The sequence below is a fragment of the Exiguobacterium sp. BMC-KP genome (assembly GCF_001275385.1).
Lineage (GTDB): Bacteria > Bacillota > Bacilli > Exiguobacteriales > Exiguobacteriaceae > Exiguobacterium_A.
On sequence record NZ_LGIW01000013.1, the window covers coordinates 123318 to 145509 of the forward strand.

22 protein-coding genes and 1 tRNA gene are annotated in these 22192 nt (G+C 43.3%); 11 read left to right on the plus strand and 12 right to left on the minus strand.

Annotated features, from left to right (window positions below):
- Positions 1-72: 72 nt before the first annotated feature.
- Complete coding sequence (locus ADM98_RS03470; protein WP_053452278.1) at positions 73-483, plus strand: VOC family protein; 411 nt, start codon at positions 73-75, stop codon at positions 481-483.
- 47 nt (positions 484-530) lie between these two features.
- Here the strand turns inward: ADM98_RS03470 and ADM98_RS03475 are convergent, their stop codons facing one another.
- The 6 genes from ADM98_RS03475 to ADM98_RS03495 form a co-directional block, all read right to left on the minus strand.
- A complete protein-coding gene (locus ADM98_RS03475) occupies positions 531-1043 on the minus strand; it encodes a type 1 glutamine amidotransferase domain-containing protein (RefSeq protein WP_053452279.1) in 513 nt (170 codons plus the stop codon).
- Positions 1044-1069: 26 nt separating this feature from the next.
- Positions 1070-1243, minus strand: coding sequence for a hypothetical protein (locus ADM98_RS17440; RefSeq protein ID WP_023467179.1), 174 nt, complete (start codon positions 1241-1243; stop codon positions 1070-1072).
- A 26-nt stretch (positions 1244-1269) separates the two neighbouring features.
- Positions 1270-1704: an organic hydroperoxide resistance protein gene (locus ADM98_RS03480; RefSeq protein ID WP_035412467.1), complete on the minus strand. Its 435-nt coding sequence runs from the start codon at positions 1702-1704 to the stop codon at positions 1270-1272.
- Positions 1705-1881: 177 nt separating this feature from the next.
- On the minus strand, positions 1882-3219 hold the full coding sequence (locus tag ADM98_RS03485; RefSeq protein WP_053452280.1) for a hemolysin family protein: 1338 nt from the start codon (positions 3217-3219) through the stop codon (positions 1882-1884).
- A gap of 193 nt (positions 3220-3412) precedes the next feature.
- Positions 3413-3895, minus strand: a complete 483-nt coding sequence (locus ADM98_RS03490) for a DUF456 domain-containing protein (protein WP_023467174.1) — start codon at positions 3893-3895, stop codon at positions 3413-3415.
- Between the two features lie 38 nt (positions 3896-3933).
- Complete coding sequence (locus ADM98_RS03495) at positions 3934-5163, minus strand: DUF2254 domain-containing protein (protein ID WP_053452281.1); 1230 nt, start codon at positions 5161-5163, stop codon at positions 3934-3936.
- Between the two features lie 181 nt (positions 5164-5344).
- On the opposite strand from ADM98_RS03495, the gene ADM98_RS03500 reads away from it, so the two are divergent.
- On the plus strand, positions 5345-6829 hold the full coding sequence (locus ADM98_RS03500; protein WP_082318485.1) for an aldehyde dehydrogenase family protein: 1485 nt from the start codon (positions 5345-5347) through the stop codon (positions 6827-6829).
- A 55-nt stretch (positions 6830-6884) separates the two neighbouring features.
- Positions 6885-7274 (plus strand): tautomerase family protein, encoded by a 390-nt coding sequence (locus tag ADM98_RS03505; protein WP_029340806.1) that lies wholly within the window; start codon positions 6885-6887, stop codon positions 7272-7274.
- Between the two features lie 108 nt (positions 7275-7382).
- Here the strand turns inward: ADM98_RS03505 and yidD are convergent, their stop codons facing one another.
- Positions 7383-7667: a membrane protein insertion efficiency factor YidD gene (gene yidD / locus ADM98_RS03510; protein WP_053452282.1), complete on the minus strand. Its 285-nt coding sequence runs from the start codon at positions 7665-7667 to the stop codon at positions 7383-7385.
- 105 nt (positions 7668-7772) lie between these two features.
- On the opposite strand from yidD, the gene ADM98_RS03515 reads away from it, so the two are divergent.
- The 3 genes from ADM98_RS03515 to ADM98_RS03525 all read left to right on the plus strand — a co-directional run bounded on the left by ADM98_RS03515 (position 7773) and on the right by ADM98_RS03525 (position 11750).
- Positions 7773-8738 carry a quinone oxidoreductase family protein gene (locus ADM98_RS03515; protein WP_053452283.1) on the plus strand — a complete coding sequence of 322 codons (966 nt, stop codon included), beginning with the start codon at positions 7773-7775 and terminating at the stop codon, positions 8736-8738.
- 152 nt (positions 8739-8890) lie between these two features.
- Entirely contained in the window at positions 8891-11209 is a 2319-nt protein-coding gene (locus tag ADM98_RS03520; protein WP_053452284.1) for a YhgE/Pip domain-containing protein, read from the plus strand.
- Positions 11196-11750, plus strand: a complete 555-nt coding sequence (locus tag ADM98_RS03525) for a TetR/AcrR family transcriptional regulator (RefSeq protein WP_029340803.1) — start codon at positions 11196-11198, stop codon at positions 11748-11750. Before ADM98_RS03520 ends, ADM98_RS03525 begins: the two co-directional genes overlap by 14 nt.
- 17 nt (positions 11751-11767) lie before the next feature.
- Here the strand turns inward: ADM98_RS03525 and ADM98_RS03530 are convergent, their stop codons facing one another.
- Positions 11768-12403 (minus strand): sterol desaturase family protein, encoded by a 636-nt coding sequence (locus ADM98_RS03530; protein WP_053452285.1) that lies wholly within the window; start codon positions 12401-12403, stop codon positions 11768-11770.
- A 125-nt stretch (positions 12404-12528) separates the two neighbouring features.
- Between ADM98_RS03530 and ADM98_RS03535 the strand changes: the two genes are divergently transcribed.
- Positions 12529-12807, plus strand: coding sequence for a hypothetical protein (locus ADM98_RS03535; RefSeq protein ID WP_053452286.1), 279 nt, complete (start codon positions 12529-12531; stop codon positions 12805-12807).
- Positions 12808-12842: 35 nt separating this feature from the next.
- Here the strand turns inward: ADM98_RS03535 and ADM98_RS03540 are convergent, their stop codons facing one another.
- A complete protein-coding gene (locus ADM98_RS03540; RefSeq protein ID WP_053452287.1) occupies positions 12843-13577 on the minus strand; it encodes a metallophosphoesterase family protein in 735 nt (244 codons plus the stop codon).
- Between the two features lie 359 nt (positions 13578-13936).
- On the opposite strand from ADM98_RS03540, the gene ADM98_RS03545 reads away from it, so the two are divergent.
- Entirely contained in the window at positions 13937-14959 is a 1023-nt protein-coding gene (locus ADM98_RS03545) for a PTS transporter subunit IIC (RefSeq protein ID WP_053452288.1), read from the plus strand.
- A 97-nt stretch (positions 14960-15056) separates the two neighbouring features.
- On the opposite strand, the gene ADM98_RS03550 is transcribed toward ADM98_RS03545, so the two are convergent.
- Positions 15057-15129 (minus strand) — tRNA-Val (locus ADM98_RS03550).
- Positions 15130-15314: 185 nt separating this feature from the next.
- On the opposite strand from ADM98_RS03550, the gene ADM98_RS03555 reads away from it, so the two are divergent.
- Positions 15315-18455 carry an efflux RND transporter permease subunit gene (locus tag ADM98_RS03555; RefSeq protein ID WP_053452289.1) on the plus strand — a complete coding sequence of 1047 codons (3141 nt, stop codon included), beginning with the start codon at positions 15315-15317 and terminating at the stop codon, positions 18453-18455.
- A 60-nt stretch (positions 18456-18515) separates the two neighbouring features.
- On the opposite strand, the gene ADM98_RS03560 is transcribed toward ADM98_RS03555, so the two are convergent.
- A complete protein-coding gene (locus ADM98_RS03560; protein WP_053452290.1) occupies positions 18516-18992 on the minus strand; it encodes a hypothetical protein in 477 nt (158 codons plus the stop codon).
- Between the two features lie 65 nt (positions 18993-19057).
- The gene (locus ADM98_RS03565; RefSeq protein ID WP_152910949.1) at positions 19058-19861 is read right to left on the minus strand and encodes a M15 family metallopeptidase; all 804 of its coding nucleotides are present in this window, start codon (positions 19859-19861) and stop codon (positions 19058-19060) included.
- A 239-nt stretch (positions 19862-20100) separates the two neighbouring features.
- Between ADM98_RS03565 and ADM98_RS03570 the strand changes: the two genes are divergently transcribed.
- The gene (locus ADM98_RS03570) at positions 20101-20646 is read left to right on the plus strand and encodes a methyltransferase family protein (RefSeq protein ID WP_053452292.1); all 546 of its coding nucleotides are present in this window, start codon (positions 20101-20103) and stop codon (positions 20644-20646) included.
- 16 nt (positions 20647-20662) lie between these two features.
- Positions 20663-22150 carry a phytoene desaturase family protein gene (locus ADM98_RS03575; RefSeq protein WP_053452293.1) on the plus strand — a complete coding sequence of 496 codons (1488 nt, stop codon included), beginning with the start codon at positions 20663-20665 and terminating at the stop codon, positions 22148-22150.
- Positions 22151-22192: the final 42 nt, after the last annotated feature.

The following is a 22192-nucleotide window of genomic DNA, read 5'->3' on the forward strand; positions in this document are numbered from 1 at the left end:
TTGGAAGATATCTCATCGTTGCAACTTTGATTCATTTTTGGGAAACTGAAGCGAATAGAAGGAGGATATCATATGAAATTAGATCATACTGGAATTGCTGTCCGTGACATGCAAGAAGCGATTTCATTCTATACAAAAGTGTTAGGTGGCACATTAACTCGTGAATATTCGAATCCCGCTCCTGGTGTTGCTTCTAATATTGCAGTCATTGAGTTTGATGATGCGCATATCGAGTTATTAACACCAACCAGTCAAGATAGTCCGATTGCTCGGTTTTTGAAACAACGCGGAAAAGGTGTCCATCACATTGCTTACCGTGTAGAGGATTTGGATCAAGCTATTCTAGAAGCCAAACAACAAGGTCTAACATTTTTAGAGGATACGTATCGAACAACACCGTTCGGACGACGACTGATTTATATGAATCCTCGTCATTCACACGGTGTCATTACCGAACTTTGTGATTATCCCGAGAATGCATAAAAAATCAGCACTGCGACGTCGCAGTGCTGATTTTTTATGTCCTGATATTAGCCGAGTTTTGCTACGATTTCCCGATTAAATGCCGGAATATCATCTGGTTGACGGCTTGAGACGAAGTTGTCGTCGACAACAACTTCTTCATCCGTAAAGTCTACACCCGCATTTTCTAAATCGATCCGAATCGATTTATAACCTGTCATTTTTCTTCCTTTGACGATTTTTGCGTTAATCATCAACTGTGGTCCATGACAAATTGAGAAGATCGGTTTTTTCGACATATCGAATTCTTCGACGAATGAGACGAAACGATCATCTTCCCGTAGTAAATCCGGTGAGAATCCACCCGGAATCAAGAGCGCATCGTAATCTGCCGCTGAAGTCTCATCAATCGAGAGATCAACGGTGACTTTTGCCTCTTCCTGCTTCCCAACGAGTTCTGCACCTTTTTTGGAGCCAATAACAGTAATCTCGTGTCCTGCTTCTTTTAATGCATTAACCGGTCCTGTGAATTCTACATCTTCAAAATGATCGGCGAGTACAACGGCTACTTTTTTAGACATGTGATTCATCCCCCAAGTTGTTTAATTTAAATCGGATCTTCTCCGCGATCTCGTGGAGAAACCGTATCATCTGGCATTTCATCTTTTCCTTTTAGGATTTCCTTTTGTTGCTCCTCTGTCAGTTTCCGCTCTTTATCAGACAGACGATCCCGTTCATCTTCGAATTCTTCATTTGGACGATCGGTTTCTTTTGGTGCCATCGAAAACCCTCCTCAAGACCCATCACTTATAATGAATCGACGACTTTAACAGAAAGATCGACATCGATATTGCCACGTGTCGCTTTTGAATACGGGCAGAAGTTGTGTGTTTTCTCTAGTAACTCTTCTGCTTCTTCTTGCGATACACCCACGACTTCGACGACGAGTTTCGCTGCAATTTTCACACCGTTATCCGCTTCATCCTGTAAGAGGCTGACTTCTGAATTCGTCCGCGTCTCAACTCGTTTTTTTGCTTGGCGCGCCATCAAGTTGTAGGCACCATCAAAACAAGCGGCATATCCTGCTGCGAATAACTGTTCCGGGTTTGATGTCGGAATGTCTTCTTTGCCTTTTGTTCCTGGCATGACTAAATCGAGATTAATGACGTTATCGTCTGAAGCAACTTTCCCGTCGCGACCACCGACTGCAGATGCACGTGAAGTAAGAATGACGTTTGACATAATAAAAAACCCCTTTTCCTGTTGAATTGAAAAATGCTTTTTTTGCCACATAATCAGTAATACCCGTCACTGACGGAGATAAACACATAGAGTGTCAACTGCTTCAACTGCTCGATTTTGTTGATGGACAAAAAAAGACGATGAACTTCAAGTCCATCGTCTTTTGAATGCTATTTCTTATCCGATATCTTCTGTTTCAATTGCTTCTTGATCAGGCAACTGAAGATAAATTGATTTGACCTGGTGATTATCGACTTCCATCACTTTAATCGTGTACGCCTGATAGCGGAATTCTTGACCGCTCGACACTTCTGTATCCTGTGCCATGACCCAGCCACCAATCGTATCAATGTCTTCCTCTTCAATTCCAAGGTTAAAGCGCTCATTTAAGTCGTCAATCAAGACACGTCCTGAAATCCGATACAACCTCTCATGAATCTGCTCGATATCTGCTTTCTCATCTTTATCGAATTCATCTCGGATTTCTCCAACGATTTCTTCCAATATGTCTTCCATCGTAATCACACCAGCTGTACCACCGTACTCATCAATGACGAGCGCCATTGGCGTCCGCTCCACCTGCATTTTCAACATCGCGTCTTGAAGCGGTGAATACTCAGATACAATCGGCAAGTTGTGGATGTAATAACTTAATGCTTTCCCCTTGTTTGCCATATGATCCGTAAATAACTGCTTTGCATTGATGAAGCCAAGGATTTTATCCTTATCTCCCTCTTCCGCTACTGGATAACGTGTGAACTGATACTCTTCAACAAGGCGAATGATATCCTCCATCGATGCATCGTTCGAAATCGTGATTAAGTCCGTTCGCGGTAACATGATATCTTTTGCGATCCGCTCATCGAACGAGAAGATGTTCTGCATGTAGGAAAGTTCAGTCTGGTTGATTTCTCCACTCTTATAACTCTGTGTCATGATGATTTTAATCTCTTCTTCAGAATGGACTTCTTCGTGTCCCGCTGGCTCGACGCCAAACAAACGAAGAATCACGCGTGCTGAACCATTCAATGTCCAGATGAACGGTTTCATGATTTTACCGAACCAATAAAGTGGTGGCGCGAGTAACATCGTGATCGCTTCCGTTTTTTGAATGGCGAGAGATTTCGGAGCAAGTTCTCCAAGTACGACATGAAGAAACGTTACAATCGAGAATGCAAGAACAAACGAAATGATCGTCGAAACGGAATTCGGGATGTCAATCTCTTCGAACAACATACCGAGAATTGCGCCTACCGTCGATTCTCCTAACCACCCGAGACCAAGCGCTGTCACGGTAATACCAAGTTGACAGGCTGATAAATAATAATCCAAATTCTCAAGTAGCCGCTTCGCCACTTTCGCAGTCTTGCTTCCTTCTGTAATCAACTGATCGATTCGAGACATTCGCATTTTGACGACCGAAAATTCGGCGGCAACAAAAAAAGCCGTCAAGACGATAAGTAGTGCAATGACGAGTAGTCGAATAATGATCGTTGTCGTGTCGAATGTCTCCATTGAGTGTGTACTGTCCAATCGTTTCCCCGAAGAAAGGGGATTCACCTCCATTTAATATAAAGCCAGATGCCGAGGCATCTGGTGGTTTACAGCAAAAAGAAGCTTCAATCTTTCAAAGCTTCCCTACTTTTTCATATTCATACTATAACGGAACTTTCATAAAATGTGTACTTGAAGACATCATTTCAATCCATCATACAACATAGAGAATGAAGATCACGATCATGAGTAACATCGCGATTCCTTTTAATAATGCACTTGATAAAATTCCTAGGACAGTCCCAATTCCGACTGAAACTGAAGTTTGCCATGTCTTTTTACTAATGATTTTCTCCGTTAAGATGGCAAACACAAAGGGGAAAATCAATAATCCGATACCCGGCAATATAAATGGTCCTGCAATCAATCCAACTGTCGTCGCAATCTTAGCTGCTTGTGAGCCTCCCCGCCGATCAACGGTGTAGGCACTGACGAGGTAGTCGAGTGTAAATAAGAGGATGATAAAAATCGCTTGAATCACCCAAAAACTAATCGATAACTCAGAGAAGCCGAATCCAAATCCATAAATCAAAAAGCCCACTACTAAAATTGGTGCACTTGGGATGATCGGATATACGAGACCTGCAAAAGCGACTAGAAAACAAACGACGATCAGACTCCATAACAAGATTGTCACTTTCTATCCCTCCCTTCCTGTGAAACTCTTGCCCATTATTACGTCGAAGGTGAGGCAAAGGTTTCATTCAACGCCCGATGTATTTGATTTTGTAGAAAATCGCGATCCCAGTCGTTCATTTTTTCAAAACGTGCTTCCGAACAGATGTATGGAATGAATCGTTGAATCGTCTCACAGTGACTTGGTAACCCATTTTTCTTCATTGTCCCGAGTGACTCGAGCATCGTTGCAAGAACAGAAATATCCTCTGCTCCGTAATGTCGCAGTTGATAAAACGTCGTATATAACAATTGTTGATAAGTTTCCCGGACGATGATATGTTGCTGTTCCTCTCCAACGACTAGTACACCATCCGGTATCACAGCATACTGGCGCATTAAATCACCTATGATCCGAATGGCATGTCTTGCTGTATTCGGATCATTGATTCCTGGAGAGATAGCACGTAATGCAACTTCACTTAACTTTTCAAGAATAAATGCAAAATCCTGTTCTGAAGATTTCGTCGGACCAATCAAGATGTTTCCATCGATATCTTTGCATGTTGCGCGTCCGATGACCTCTCCCTCTGTTACGAAAGAACCGACCGTTCGATGAATATACACGTTTTCTTTCTGATCGAAGGCATCATAATCAACCGCTTGAATATATCCAGTTTGTGTCGCCTGAATACGATGAGGATGATTTATCGTCATCTTCTTTTCTGTAATTCTCTGTTCTCCCGATTCCAAATGCTTGAGTTGACGTTTTAACAATTCATTCCCTTCACTGTGCAATCGATCGAGTAAAGTCGTGACGCGAATCGACTGGCTGACGATATGAATGAATGCGACGAATGCGACGATCGATATCAGCACAACGAGAACGGCTACAGCTGAAGCGACAACGCTCGTCTTTAAAGCCGGACGAAGGAAAAACAACATCGTCATGGAATAACTGACTGCTCCGATGAAAATACCGAAAATGTGTTGCACCTGTCGATTTTCAATGAAGTTAGGTAACGTGCGTGGTGAGAATTGTGATGAATAGGTCGTCAAGACGACAAGAATGGTCGAGAATGTAAATGTCATCATGGCGAGCAGTCCGGTAAAAACCGAACTGTGGATCGTCTGTGCTAAGCCAAGTGTCGTTTGCCACTCTTTTGGAAACCAGTCTGATACATACACATCTAACCACGTCACGACACCCGTCAGTCCTATACCGATAAGTCCGTAAAGTAACGGCCACCACCAATTAATTTCTCGTGATAGGACTTTCAGTTTCTTCAAAATAAAATTCCTCCTCTTTATAGTACTATATTGAATAAATTCCTGATTTAGAGCGCTTTAAAACCCTATTCCATTCATCAGTTTGAGCAATATATTTGGTCGAAGTGCACGGATGTGTTTTACTTCTTTTCATAACGTGAATAACTTAATTGTTATGAAAACGAATGGGAGATGAAATGATATGGCTCAACAAAACGAAGCAACATTGCATACAGATTTCACGAAAATTTATATTGATGGTCAGTGGCGCACAGGCGCAAGTGACAGCAACATGACGAATACGAATCCGTTCACGGGTGAAGAGCTTTTCACGATCTCTGCAGCGAATCAACAAGATTTAGATGATGCGTATGAAGCGGCTCAAGTCGCTCAAAAAGAGTGGGCGAAAGTTCCTGCTTTAAAACGCCAAGGTCTGATCGAAAACTTCTTGAAAGTCTTATACGAAGAAAAAGAAACAATCATCGAATGGTTGATTAAAGAGTCCGGCAGTACACGTATTAAAGCAGAAGGTGAATTCCTTGCTTCTGTCCTGATCGTCAAGGAAGCTGCTACATTCCCACTGCGGATGCACGGTGAAATTCGTCCATCGGTCGTACCAGGTAAAGAAAACCGAATCTACCGTAAAGCACTTGGCGTCATCGGCGTCATCAGTCCATGGAACTTCCCGTTCCATTTAGCTGTTCGTTCGATTGCTACTGCCATTGCCATCGGAAACGCAGTCGTCGTCAAACCGGCTACAGATACACCTGTCTCAGGCGGATTGATTTTTGCTAGCCTGTTCGAAAAAGCCGGATTACCAAAAGGCGTCTTGAATGTCATCGTTGGTCGCGGTTCGGAAATTGGCGACGCGATCGTTGAACATCCTGTACCACGCCTGATTTCATTTACAGGTTCCACTGAAGTTGGTCGTCACATTGGTGAGCTTGCCGGCAAACATTTGAAGAAAACGGCGCTTGAACTTGGCGGAAACAACGTCTTCGTCGTACTTGATGATGCAGACCTCGACCGCGCTGTTGAATCTGCTGTCTACAGCAAGTTCTACCACCAAGGTCAAATCTGTATGTCAACGAACCGGATTCTTGTTGCCTCTTCGATTCATGATGAGTTCGTCGAGAAGTACGTTGCTCGTGTAAAAGAATTACAATACGGTGATCCATCACACGACCGGACACAAGTCGGACCGCTCATCAACCAATCACAAGTTGAACGGATTCTTGAAGACCTCGAGAAAACAAAAGCTGCTGGCGCAACCGTTCGTGTTGGTGGAGAAGCTAAAGATAACGTCATCGCACCTACAGTCGTGACAGGCGTTACGAATGATATGCCGCTTGCTAAAAATGAAATCTTCGGACCAGTCGCTGTCATCATCCCGTTCGATACGGATGAAGAAGCACTTGAAATCGCGAACTCACTCCCATACGGATTAAGTGGTGCTGTGCACGGTTCTTCTATTGAACGTGCGACTGCCTTTGCGCTTGAAGTTGAAACAGGTATGATTCACATCAATGACCAATCAGTCAACGATGAGCCACATATGCCATTTGGTGGTGAAAAAGATTCAGGACTTGGTCGCTTCAACGGTGAATGGGTACTTGAAGAATTCTCGACTGTCCAATGGTTGTCTGTCATGCATGATCGCCGTCAATACAAACCTTTCTTCGAATAATATAAGAGTAGGGTTCTCCCCTACTCTACATACTTTTATTAAGGAGTGATTTTATATGCCATTATTACGATTCGACGTTATTGAAGGACGTTCAGAAGAAGAGTTAAAAACCTTACTCGACACCGCACACGATGCAATGGTCGAAGCATTTGATGTCCCAGAACGTGATCGTTATCAAATTGTGCATACGCATAAAGCACATGAGATGGTCATTCAAGATACAGGACTTGGTTTTGAACGGAGTAAAGATATCGTCCTCATCAGTGTGACAAGTAAAACGCGGACGGAAGAGAAAAAACAACGTCTTTATCAATTACTTGCCGAACGTTTGCAAGCAAACTGTGGACTTGCACCGACTGATTTGATGGTTTCGATCGTCGAAAACGATGCTGCAGACTGGAGTTTTGGTCTCGGTGAAGCACAGTTTTTGACAGGCAAACTATAATTTCTCGCAAATAGAACGAAAAAAGGAAGTGTATTACCGATAAGGTTCGGTAGTACATTTCCTTTTTTGCTTACATTTCATTAAATAATCAACGAACATTCATATGATTTATTCCTCAGTCTCCTCCACCTTCTCACGTGGATTTTCTCTCTGTAATGGTGCTTTCCAACTAAACTGATCAGGTTCTGGAACGAAATCGAGACCACCTGGATGAAATGGTTGGCAACGGAGCAAACGACGTGTCGTCAAATAACTGCCTTTTACTGCACCATGACGTTCGATCGCCTCCATCCCGTAATGGGAACATGTTGGATAAAATCGACAGGTAGCTGGTTTCATGGGAGAGATAGCTTTCTGATAAAAGCGAATTCCTCCCATTAAGACACGTTTCATACTGTCCCTTCTTTCGTCTTTTTTTTCTAGTGTAACGCATCTTTCCATCATTTTCAGATGTTCTGCCTTATACTAAAAAGAGAATTAAAAGAAGGATGTGTTGAAATGAAGGCATTAACATTCCATGAATTCGGAACGTCCGATGTACTACGGTTCGAAGACCTGCCAACACCAACAATCACCGAACATGAAGTTCTGATTGAAATGAAAGCGATTGGTCTGAATTTCGCAGATATCTATCGTCGCAAAGGTAACTACCATCTAGAAGGTCAGCCTCCGTATATTTTAGGTTACGAAGGATCAGGCGTCATCACAGCGGTTGGTGCAACTGTTTCTACGTTCTACGTAGGTCAACGCGTTGCTTTTGCGGACGTCCCGCTTGCGAATGCTGAGTACGTAGCAGCACCCGTCGATAAATTGATTCCTCTTCCTGACGGTATCTCATACGAAACAGCTGCGTCTGTCTTATTGCAAGGGTTGACGGCACATTATTTGACCCGCGACAGTTATCGCGTCCAACCAGGAGATACCATCTTAGTACACGCTGCTGCAGGTGGCGTAGGTCAATTATTGACACAGCTTATTCGATTACTCGGTGCAACACCGATTGGGTTGACCTCTTCTTCTGATAAAGCACAGATTGCCAAAACAGCTGGCTGTGAGTCTGTCTATTTGTATTCAGAAAACTGGGTCGAGCAAGTGCTTTCACAAACGTCAGGTAAAGGAGTTGATGTTGTCTACGAATCAATCGGTTCGACATTAATGGATAGTTTCCATGTGACAAAAGTTCATGGAACTGTTGTATTCTATGGTATGGCAGGCGGTGACCCTACTCCTGTCGATCCTCGCTTTTTGATGGACACATCAAAAACATTAACGGGTGGTGATCTTTGGAACGTATTAACATCTTCTGAAGAACGAATCCGTAGATCCGGTGAATTGTTTGATTGGATTTTATCCGGTCACCTCACCCTGTCTTCTCCTACAACATTTGCTTTATCTGATGGAAAAGCAGCGCATGACTTTTTAGAAAGTCGACGCAGCACAGGAAAACTACTTTTGCTTCCTTAACTCGTTTTTTTGAGACGACTCCCTGCGAGTCGTCTTTTTTTATGTGAAATCAAGATTATCGATTGCTTTTTTACAATGAAGAGAGTAAAGTAAATCTCATCAAAACCTAAAACTCAAATTAGTTTTGAGTTTTAGAAAGGGGATTTGTATTTATGTTTCGCTCAGAATGGAAGAAATTGAAGAGTCCGATGATGATTGTCGTCATTCTCGCCCTCATCCTCGTGCCATTTCTCTACAACTCCATCTTCTTATCTGCATTCTGGGACCCATACGGTCGGACAGAAGATATTAAGGTCGCTATCGTGAATGAAGACAGTGCGACGAAGTTTAAAGGAGAAAAAGTCGACATCGGGGATCAATTTGTCGATAAACTCAAAAAAAATGATGATTTTGATTGGCAGTTCTTATCTAAGAACAAAGCCGAAAAAGAATTACGTGACGGCAAAATCTATATGACGGTCGTTATTCCGAAGAATTTCTCTAAAAATGCAACGACACTACTCGACGATCATCCGAAGAAAATTGAGTTGGAATACTACTTAAATCCAGCCAAAAACTACTCCGGAACACAAATTTCGAGTACGGCTGCAAAACAATTAAACGAAAAGATCCGAAAATCCGTTACGAAACAATATAGTAGCGCAATCTTCGGTGCCTTAAAGAAAATCGCAAATGGCATGGAAAAGGCATCAGACGGTTCTTCTAAACTTGAGGACGGAAACCATAAAACAGCAGATGGTGCCAAAACGCTGGCAACGAATCTTGGAAAACTCGCGGATGGTAGTCTCACACTGTCCGAAAAACTCGGGGAAGCAAATCAAGGCTCTAAAAAACTCAGTGATGGGGCAACGACACTCGACGAAAAGACCGCCCTCTTCGCTCAAAAAACGGGTGAGTTATCTTCTGGTTTGAACACACTCGATGAAAACGGTGGCAAGTTACAGGCAGGTGCCGCGCAACTCGAAGACGGCGCAACAAAACTCAGTGGTGGCTCAACACAGGTCCGCCAAGGGGCAGAACAACTTGCTGCAGGTACGGCTCAACTCAATGAAAAAATCCCTCAATTGACGGATGGATTAAATCAATTGGACGAAAAGGCACAGGCAGCTAATGCGTTATTAAATCAATTAAATCAAGATGCTGCGCAATCTAAACAAGACTTACGTGCTCGTCGAGAAGCTCTTGAAGCAAATGCCGCTCAACTAAAACAAGTTATTTCCGCTTCTGATCAATTATCAGATGAAGAAAAGCAAAACTTACTAGGCACAATCGGAACTTTAGAAGAAAATATCAAGAATCTCGCTTCACAAGAAGGCGCAATTGATCAGAGTCTTGCTCAAGCTACGGAAGCAACGAAAAAAATCGGTCAACTCGCTGCTGGCGGAAAACAAGTCGAATCAGCTGTATCACAACTAAACGCTGGGCAATTAAAGCTCGTCGATGGTGCGAAACAAGTCGAGTCTGGCGCACAACAATTAGCAAGCGGACAACAGACATTTAATGAAAAACTTGGTCAATATACTGCGGGTGTGCATAAAGCTGCATCAGGCGGCGCACAACTTGCTGACGGTGCAAATCAGCTTTCAGATGGAACGCATCAACTTCAAACAGGTGCTAGCGCGTTAAATAGCGGGTTAGGACAATTGGCATCTGGTTCAACTACGATTACAGACGGAATTGGTAAAACAACCGACGGCGCTTCAAAAATCGCGGATGCCAACACGAAACTCGAAGATGGTGCTAAAACGCTAAAGGATGAGCTCAGCAAAGGAGCTAAAGATGCAACGGTTAAGCCGACAAAAGAACGGGATAATATGCTTGCAGAACCCGTCGTCTTAAAAGAACATGACTATTCGACAGTCAACAACTATGGCTCTGGTTTATCAGCCTATATTCTAAGTATTGCCTTGTTTGCAGGCGCATTGATGTTCTCTTCTGTTTATCAGATTCGTCCAGAACATGGTGAGAGTCTGAACTGGCGCTTCCTTGTCGGTAAATTATCACTTATCTTACCGATTGGAGCATTGCAAGGTGTCGCAGCGGCTACAGCAATCGTTTATGTCCTTGATGCTGATGTTGCGAGTGTCCCTGCGCTCTATGGATTTGCTGCCTTAACAGGGATGACGTTTATTACAATCCTGTTCACGCTCGCGATGCTCCTCGGTCGCGTCGGACAGTTTATTGCCTTCCTACTACTCCTTCTCCAAATCGGTGGTAGTGGTGGTACGTTCCCAGTCGAAATGACACCAAGCTTCTTCCAATCGATTCACGCATTCTTACCAATGACGTATTCAGTCGGTGGATTCCGTGAAGCTCTTGGACTTGGTGTAACGGATGCCCTCGTTTCAAACAGTCAAGTTCTTGCGATTATCTTAGTCGTCGCCTTGATCATCAGCTTCGTTGGAGGGCTCGGAGCCAAACGGATTCTACTCTCAACGAAAGTGAGACGAAAACAACATGACACAGTCTGATAAAGAAACATTGATACTCGACTCAGCGATGGCTTGCTTTTCAGAACTCGGTTATAAAGGAACGACAATTGAGCGTGTCGCTCGACGCGCTCATGTCGGGAAACCGACTGTCTATCAGCTGTTTGAAAGCAAACTCAACTTATTTGAATCTCTCGTGACACGTGTGCTACAAGAGATGAAAGAAGAAGCGGAACGCGCTTATGTCGAACATGCGACAGTGGAAGAAAATAAACAAGCCATGATCGATGCCATTGTTTATCATCAGCAACAACATTTGTTCATTCTTCAAATCATCGAAGAAACACGTAACTTAAAATTACAAGAGATGCAGGAATTACGAACACGAATCGAACGACATGTCGTCGAATATCTTAAAACGCTACTTGAGACTCGCCTTGGACAAGACGATCGCGACGTACCCGTCGACGTCACGGCCTTTTTGATTTTCCGGACGTACATTGCGTTGATTGCCGAATGGCCATTGATTGCTCGTCCGCTCGAACTCGATACGATTCGTCGTGCCATGTTGCGTATCCTATGAATTAAAAAAACCGCCGATCAGCTGATTGGCGGTTTTTTCGATTCTTGATTCTTTTCTAAATCACGTGCTGTCTGGCTAGATGTGACTGTTTTTTCATCCTTCAGCGTTCCAAACAACCAATCTCCTACTGGATTCGAGACACCGAACCAATAATGTTCATTTTTGAAATGATGCAACAGATGCGTCTTTTTCATCCATTTTCCAAAACGCGTTCTCGGTTTCAGCGGAACATGCGCCACATAATGCTTCCATTCGTAAACAAGTAACATAACGATCAATCCACTTGCCGCTGCAGCTGTCAAAACGACAGACTGTGTCAAAAGATATGTCAGACCTGTAAAAAATCCGAGATTCGGTAACGAATACCAAATCGGTAAAAATAACAGATGAAGTTCATTTGGATGTGCATGATGATCATAGTGGAGCCGTTTCAACAGTTTTCGTCCAAGCGCATTTTTAGGTGGTGGTAAATGGAACAAAAATCGATGCGTCAAGTATTCACTGAAGCTAAAGACGATTAATCCAAGGAAAAAGAACAGTAGAATCGACCAATGAAATGGTTGAGCAATGGCATAACCGCTTATTCCGATCAGTAGTAAGAGCATGATCAAAATATCTGGAAATAGGAAAAAACGACGATAGATATCTGACATAGATGCCCTCTCCTTTCTTTTTTGTTACTGCGTCTAATCGTACGTTCATGGATTCGTCACGTTTTTCAATTCATGTCATATAATCATTGTCGATCCTTCCCTTATACTAAATAGAGAATGGAGTGATGATCACTTTGAGTTTATCGACCGGAATCATCTTTGTTTTACTCGCTTATACACTTATGGCGCTTTACGACATGTGGCAAGTATATCGGACAACTAGTAAGCTCTGGATATTCGTTTTATTTCTTGCAACACTAATTAGTCTCGTGATTGCCTTTTTTGTGGCCCCTGTCCTTGCACTATTCTTCTACTGGTCACGCCATCCATTGAAACGAAATATCGGTATTGTGCTACTGATCGTTGTAAGTCTCGTATCAATCATGATGAAATTATCGGGTTGATCGACTCCCTTCATGAATGTTTCATGAAGGGTTTTTCATGTTCTACTACCGAAGAAGAGACGGCGCATCAACTCACGTTCCGGCATCTCCGTCGCATTGAGTACATCTAGAAATGGTCGGTCATCATATGGAATTGTCAGGATTTCTGAACGGACTTGATTCTTCTTCCAGTCGATGATTGCTATTGGAGCGATGGCTGTTTCCTGACATCCAAGTGCACCAGGATTGATATAGAGTGTCTGCCCCGTCTCGACTTGTTGCGTTGGATGATGGTGACCAAAACCAATGATTCGCGCCTCATTTTCCGTAAACAAGGCGGATAAGTTTTCTTTTGTTCCCTCTACTGCTGGTTTAAGCGGATCATCACCGATCTTCTTCGTTAGATCCGCATAGGCATAATGCGTCAGATGCATAATTTGTTCTTGATGCGTGATATTTAACACGCGCGGCAAGCTTTCCAGATACTTCTGATTCTCTTGCGTCAATGTGTCCGCGATCCATTGATGATGCTCTTTAGCATGTCGGTAGCTATCGGGATAAACTTCCTCATAGATCAAAGCAAGAACACATTCATCATGGTTCCCGGAAATCGTTTGAATATCTGATCGTTGTCTCAATAAATTGATAACCTCATTGTGTTCTGGTCCGATTCCAACGAGATCGCCAAGACAATATACGGCATCGATATCTGATTGTTGATCGAGGTAAGACAACACGGCACGCAATGCTGCAGCATTCCCGTGAATATCTGTAAAAATCATCACTTTCATGTAAACGCCTCCATTGTTGATAGGTTAGGATTTCCCGGGTGCTATGGTGAATTCCTGTAAGATTTCGGAAAAAATAAATTGTCAGAAAATATTGATTATTGTTTTTGAGCGTGTTAGGCTTAGAAAAATTCACAGAGAGGGGCACGATTTAATGATTTCGACACAACAACCATTTAACCAAGCTGGACGACTGATTATTCTATGCATGAGGGACTGAAAACTTTTCCGATGATGAAACGGAAATGATTTTTGGGCCCTTCTTTCGATGCATCGAATGAGGCGCCCGCACAGAATGAGTGGCGCCTATCCCAAAAACGGATAGGCTTTTTTCATGGCAAAAATAGAGATAGATAGAGAGGATGACAACGTTGAAAGAATATGCGATGGATCGAATGGTAAAAGTATCAGCTGGAATGGCAAATGCCGTTCTTGTAACACTTGGTGTCGGACTCCTGATTGAGACGCTCGGAAATCTTCTACATATCCAAATGTTACTGACGATTGGCGGTGTTGCAAAAGTACTACTCGCTCCAGCACTTGGTGCCGGTATCGCCTTTCAGCTCGGAGGAAACACACTCGTTTTGTTCAGTGCGATGATTGCAGCCACGATTGGTGGTGCCGCCCTTCAATCGACCGCTTCCGGACTTGTTCTTGTTCCCGGGCAGCCCATCAGTGCATTACTCGCTGCTGCAGTGGCTGTATACGTTGGAAAACGTATAACTGGAAAAACGAAATTTGACATGATGGTCATCCCGATGAGTGCCGTCTTAGCTGGTGGTATCACTGGAATCGGGGCTGCTGCCGTCACGACACCACTCCTTACAAAATTCAGCGCCATGATTACAGCGTCGGTCGAGTCGTCTCCTATTGCTACGTCTCTTGTCATTGCACTCATCTTTAGTGTCTTATTGATGTCTCCTGCTTCGTCCGCTGCACTTGCTATCGCTTTACAACTTGATCCTGTGGCGAGTGCCGCTGCACTCATTGGCTGTTCCGCTCAATTTGTCGGCTTTACGTTAATGGCATACCGTCAGACAGATCCAGGTGGTTTGATTGCTTCGTTCTTTGTGACTCCTAAAGTACAGTTCCCGAATATCGTTAAAAATCCACGTCTTGTCGTTGCACCGTTCCTTGCAGCGATGATCTCGGCGCCTGTAGCGACGCTTCTTCTCTCTTTGAAAGTACCGTATGAACTCGCAGGGCTTGGTTTAAATTCGATGATTGCTCCACTCAACATCTTCGTCAATCAAGGACCACAAGCTTTCTTTGTCTTTTTCTTGACGGGTGTTGTCTTACCCGGTGTCTTGACGTTCGTTTTCTATCGATTGACGACTGTCGCAGGGTGGACGAAGCGCGGTGATCTTCATCTCGAAATTCAATAAAACAATTTACCTTCCTTCCAACTATTCCTGATTGATTTCGGGAATAGTTTTTTTAACGCAAAAAAAATCGCTCCTTCTAAAAGGAACGATTTCGGTATGATTCTGACTGGGCTCGAACCAGCGACCTCTACCCTGTCAAGGTAGCGCTCTCCCAGCTGAGCTACAGAATCATGCTGTGTTGTTACTGGGTATGCTTTTATTATAGCAACATATCGAAAAGTGTAAAGCCTTTTCACAAAAAATTTTTATCTTTTTTTAAAAAGATCTTTTTCAATAAAAACAGTTTTAAAGTTGCGGGTTCTATGAGTGTCCTCTACTATGTAAATAAGCACATATAAATGAAAGGAGCGTTCACATGAACTTTTTAACCCGATTCAGTTTGAAGAACTCGGTTGCTGTCTTCATCATTGCAATCCTATTAATTTTAGGGGGCGTCTATTCCTTCTCACAATTAAAAGTCGATCAGTTCCCGGAAATCGAGTTTCCTCAGATTTCAATCGAAGCGGTTTATCCCGGTGCCTCACCTGACGATGTCGATAAACAAGTCGTCTCAAAGCTTGAAACTTCCCTTAAAGGTATTGAAGGTGCTACCAAGCTGACAAGCTCTTCTTATGAAAGTATTGGTATCTTAAATATCGAATTCCCGTTCGATACTGATATGGATAAGGTCGAACAACAAATCGATGCCGCTATCCAAGATGCAAACCTCCCGGAGGAAGCAACGACGAAATTAAATCGTCTATCATTCGGCTCATTCCCGATCTATAACATCTCCTTCTTTAGTAAGGATGGTAAAGATATCGAGAAAATTCTGAAGGAAGAGATTGAGCCTGAACTAAACAAAATTCCAGGCGTGAACAGCGTCTCCGTTGGTGGTTATAAGGACGATCTCGTTCAAATTACCGTCGATAAGGAGAAAGCGACGAAAGCAGGACTGTCACTTTCGAGTATCAAAGAACAAATCAATGGAAAATATGTCTCGTTCCCATCTGGACAATTATCGGAAAACGACTCGAAGATTCCGATTCGCGTCGAGGAAAAACTAGAAAATCTAGATAAACTAAAAAATCTTCAATTAACACCTGCTGCTGGTGCAACTGGTTCAACTAGTAACAGTCAAACAGGTGGTTCATCGGCTGGCGGTCCGCCGCAAGGTGCAACGCAAGGACCAACAAGTACAACAGGTGGAGCGACTGCAGATCAGGCATCTCAACCTGCAGAACCGATTCGCCTCGAAAATATCGCAAAAATCGAAGCGGTTTCGCAACAAAGCGAAAAAACACGTTACGACTTAAAAGACTCTTTATCGATGGCGATTACGAAAAAACAAGATGCCAATACGGTCGAAATCGCAGATGAAGTCACGAAGATCCTCAATAAATATGACGACCAAGTCGACTATACGATTGGTATCGATTCAGCGAAAGATATCGAGGAGTCCGTTGCGACACTTGTCAAAGAAGGATTACTGGGTGCCCTCTTCGCATCGCTCGCTGTGCTCTTATTCTTACGGAACATCCGTGCGACGATCATCGCTATCGTATCGATTCCGTTATCGTTGCTCATCGCAGCGATCTTCTTGAACTGGCAAGATATCTCATTGAATATCATGACGCTTGGTGGGATGGCTGTTGCAGTCGGTCGTGTCGTCGATGATAGTATCGTCGTCATCGAAAACATCTTCCGGCGCGTTCGAAAATCCGAATCCGGTATGACGGATGAGATCATCGAACAATCGACGAAGGAAATTCTAAAAGCAATTACCTCATCGACGTTGACGACCGTCGTCGTCTTCCTTCCAATCGGATTTGTCGGTGGAATTACTGGTAAGTTCTTCTTACCGTTTGCTTTGACAATCATTTTCTCGTTACTTGCTTCACTACTCGTTGCCATCACGATCGTACCGATTCTCGCGAAGTTTGCTTTCAAGAAGGTACCAGCTGAAGAAAAAGAAGGTGCTCTTCAACGGTGGTACGGTAAGCTGATTGAAAAATCACTCTCGCACAAGGCAATCATCTTGATTGTATCGTTCGTTCTTCTCGGTGGTTCTCTTGCGATCGTACCGCGTCTCGGCTTTACGTTCATTCCGAACGAAGCGTCGAAGACGTTAACGGCATCGCTTGAACTCCCAGCTGCCACATCACTTGAAAAGACAAGTGACGTTTCGTTTGAGATGGAAAAGATGTTCGATAAAGAACAAGCAATTGCTGACGTGACGACTTCTGTTGGTGCCCGTGACTTTACGACAGGCTTACGTCTTGACAATAAAGCAAGCTACTTCCTGAACTTGAAGGACGGCGCAAACGTCGAAAAGACAATCAAGTCACTTGAAACACAGATGGAAGACATCGCTCAAGGTGAAAATGTTGATGTTAAAATTAGTGTGGCTGAGCTATCGACAGGTGGTCCTCCATCGAATAACAACGTCGATGTCGACTTGTTCTCAAACGACCTTGAAGCCCTTCAAGAAGCAGCAAAACTCGTCGAAGATAATATGTCGAAAAACAATGATTTGAAATATATCACAAACAACTTCAGCGAAAAACAAAAGCAGTTCCTCGTTGAAATTGATCCAGAAAAAGCAAGTGATCGTGGACTATCTGGCTTCCAGATTCTCGGTACCGTTAACGATCAAACGAAACCGGTCACAGTTGGTACGCTAAATCTCGATAATAAGGATCAAGATGTACAATTATCTTACGAAGAAGGACTCGTCTCGAAAGAAGATCTCGAAGACGTCCAACTCTTCTCAGCAAACGGTCCTGTCGCTTTAAAAGATGTGGCGAACGTCAATGAAGTTGAGACATTCACATCGATTCAAAAGCTTGACGGAAAAGTCTATGCTCGCGTATCTGGACAAGTCAAAGGAGACGATGTCCAAAACGTATCGAATGCAGTGAAAGCTGACGTCGAAAAAATTGACTTACCAGACGGTGTTTCATTGACGAGTGGTGGCGGAAACGATGATACAATCGAAATCTTCCAATCACTCGGAATCGCAATCGTCGTTGCAATCGGACTCGTATACCTGACAATGTTGATCACATTCGGAAAAGCTCGTATTCCGTTCATCATCTTGTCATCTCTAATTTTCGTTCCAATCGGTTCTCTTGTCACGCTCTTCTTAGCAAAAGAACCGCTATCGGTCAGTGTCATGATCGGTTTCCTCATGTTGATCGGAATTGTTACCACGAACGCAATCGTTCTCGTTGACCGGATTGGTCAAAACGTTGGACGTGGTATGCCAATTCGTGAATCATTGATTGAAGCGGGTAAAACACGATTACGCCCAATTCTGATGACCGCATTTGCAACAATCATGGCATTGGTACCACTCGCATTGACAACTTCTTCAGGAACGTTGATCTCAAAAGGTCTTGCCTTAACGGTTATCGGCGGATTAACGACATCTACGTTGTTGACGCTCATCATCGTTCCAGTCGTCTATGAGTTGTTCTTCTTCAAAAAAGCAAAAAAAGAACGCACAACTAAGTAACTGCACATCAAAAGGAGCCGATCGCGATTAAAGCGATCGGCTCCTTTCATTCAATAACGCTTACGATTCTAACTGTTCATCGGTTCGTTCTAATGTACCTTCATGTTGCGCTACTAATCCATCGAGAACGGATGGTTCAAACTCTTCACCAATAGCAATGATTCCTGTTTGTCCAGGTGGAATGACACCGAGTGTTCGTTTGAACGTCTCTTGGATTTCTTGATTTTCCTTCATGTCCTTCGAACCACCGATCAGCATACCGGTCATTGAACCAAGCAAGATACCAAACGGTCCTCCTAGGATACCAACTGCCATTCCGATCAGCGAACCCTTGACGGCGCGATTCGATCCGCTTAAATCTGCTGCATCTTCAAATGAAAAAGCACCATTTTCATTCCGTTTAATAACAGCAATCTGTTCAAAATCGACTTGTCCTCGAGCATGATACTTCTTCAACTCACTAAATACTTGATAGGATGTCGCTTCTTCTTTGAACGTAAACGTCATGATATGATGTTTTGCATCTTTTTTTGCCATTCGTTCCACCTCTTTCATCTGAGACGAATAACCGACTAAGTCAACATCCTCTATTTACCATGTTTTTAAGAAGTCGAAACCTTTATTGGTTTCCAAGGTGCGAGGTGGAAGTACTCCTCCATCGTTAGTCCACTAACTTTCAGGCGAGCAGCAAGCGTTGTTCCAACATAACGATAGTGCCAGCTTTCATACGTATAACCCGTCCAAGACTCTTTGCCCGATGGGTAGCGAAGATGGAAACCATACCGGTGAGCATTTGCAAACAACCACTTGGCTTCTTTGGTTTTTGCAAAACTAAACATTGCATATTTTGAAGAGTCTGCTCCTCCGATATCAAAAGCGAGACCTGTTTGGTGTTCGCTTTTCCCAGGTTCTGCACTATAGGTACTCGCCTTCTCATACCCATCACGTGCGACATATTTATCAAACAACGTTTTTTGATAGGTATAGGAGCGATATGTACTAAATGAAACGAGCGTGATCCCCTCTTTTTTAGCGGCTACACGCATTTTCTCAAACGCTGCTCTTGCTTGTTGATTCTCACCAGGAGCGTACGTCGAGCGGAGCGCTAAGTTCTTATTCACGATGAGAGTCTGACCGATACGTTTTCCGCCGATTTGCTCATCCGTGAGGAGATATTTCGTGCTGGCATAACCAATCTTCGTACCATATTGTACTTTTGACCATGTACCGACTTTCGACAGTTCCGTCACATAAATTCCCGTCGAAATAACGGCAATACTCGGTTGTTCCATCGATGCGCCTTGACGTAAATGAAGGGGTGTCTTGGCTTGTCGATAAGAAGATGTCGATGCATCGACTGCTGGTATGTAAGTTGATGTACAAGTTACCGCTGTGGCCAAGGTCATTATAAATATCTGTTTTTTACCCATTTTTTAATTTCCACCCAATCCAATGATATTTATATTCCATATTTTAGATTAATGATACCATTGTTTTTTTAAAACAGGGTTCTTTCAGAATGCTTGTCATGAAAATGAAGTATTTTTGAAGTTTTCCAAATGTAGCTTAAGGACGAATTACAATGGGTAAATAACGATGTATGCGTTTTCGAAACATGATTCTGATGTAGAAAGGAGTAGCGTACGTGTCACTTTGGGAATGGATTTTCAGTATGGGTAGCATCTGCTGGATCGGTGAGATGATTCGTTTTCGGAATCGCTCCGAGTCTAAGTCAGGCGCAGCAGAACAGGTTAGTTTTTATTTGATTTTTCTTGTCCTAAGCGGAACGATCGCCTGCGCTTTCCTCTTTGCAAATGAAACGGTTTCTTCATTCATGCGCATCTCTTCATGCATTTTGTTATGGTGTGGTGTTTCATTACGGCTGTGGGGAATTCTTCACTTAAAACAGCAGTTTACGCGACATGTCGTCGTGGCATCTGGTGATCAGCTCGTCAGTAGCGGTCCCTATCGCTTTTTACGGCACCCGTTATACAGTGGATTGTTGTTGATTACGATGAGCTTTCCCCTTTTCACCGGTCAGTCCGGACTATTCATTCTTTCTGGACTTTTGATGTTCTTTTTCTTGCTCTACCGGATTCGAATCGAGGAAGCGATGTTAACGAAAGGTTTTGGACCTGCCTATACGGTATGGGCCGCAAAACGAAAACGATTGATTCCATTCATCTATTAAAGGAGAAGTGATTCATTTGAAGAAACGCGCAATCGTCATTGGAGCCGGTCTTGCCGGTATGTCTGCTGCCATTCGTTTAGCTGGAGATGGTTATGCAGTCACGATGCTTGAAAAGAATGCGAACGTTGGTGGGAAACTGAATCAACGTAGTGGAAAAGGATTTACTTTCGATACTGGTCCTTCCATCTTAACGATGCCTTGGGTACTGGAACAACTCTTCTCAAGCGTACATCGGAACTTAGATGATTACTTAGAAATCGAACGCATCGAGCCACAATGGCGCACATTTTTTGAGGATGGAACAAAAATCGATGTCAAAGGTGATTTACCTGGAATGCTTGAAGAAGTCGAGCACGTCTCGTCACGTGCTGATTTCGTCGAACTGTTCCGCTACTCAAAGCAAATGTATGATTTGTGCCTCGACAGTTTTTATAAGTACAGCCTTGAAGATTTAAAGGACTTAAAAAAATATCATACAATGTCTGATTTGTTGAAGATGGATCCGATGAATACCGTTGCAACCGGTACGAAAAAACATCTCAATGATCCGTATCTTGAACAACTGTTCAACTATATGGTCATGTATGTTGGTTCCAACCCTTATCAGGCACCTGCAGTCTTCAATCAGATGATTTACGTTCAAATGGGGCTTGGTATCTACTATGTTAAAGGTGGCATGTATCAAATCGCACGTGCCATGAAACGTTTACTCGATGAACTCCGTGTTACGGTCCATCTCAACTCACCAGTGGAACAAATCGTCCTTGAAAATAAAAAAGCCGTTGGTGTCCTATCGAACGGAACCTTCCATGCAGCAGACATCGTCGTCTCAAACCTTGAGGTCATTCCAACTTACGAACGGATCGTACCCGAGAAAAAAGCCCGGAAGCAGGCTAAAAAGTTACAAGCATCGTTCGCACCATCCGTCTCCGGACTCGTATTACTACTCGGTGTGAACCGTGAGTACAGCGGGCTAGCGCATCATAATTTCTTTTTCTCAGAAAATCCAGAGCGTGAATTCGCTCAAATGTTCAAAGAAGGAACACCACCTGAAGATCCGACGATTTATGTCGGTGTTTCCTCGAAATCCGACGCTTCTCAAGCTCCTGAAGGGAAAGATAATTTATTCGTCTTAACACACGTCCCTCCTTTAACACTTCAAAAAGGAGAAGTCGACTGGGATGCCTATCGTGAGGTTGTTCTGGATAAACTGGAACGAATGGGTCTTCACGGTCTTCGGGAATCAATCGAGTTCGAATATCGTTTTACACCGGAAGATTTGAAGGAACTATATGGTCCAAACGGTGGATCGATTTATGGAGTAGCAGCTGATCGAAAGAAAAACGGTGGGTTCAAAATCCCATCGAAGAGTGACTTATATGAAGGACTTTATTTCGTCGGTGGTTCTACACATCCAGGGGGCGGTGTCCCGATGGTTACTTTGTCCGGTCAATTAACAGCGGACTTGATTCGCAAGCATGAAGGCGCTGTTCCTACGACTTAATATTTCTTCAATCAAAAAAGAGATGGAACTGATACAATCATC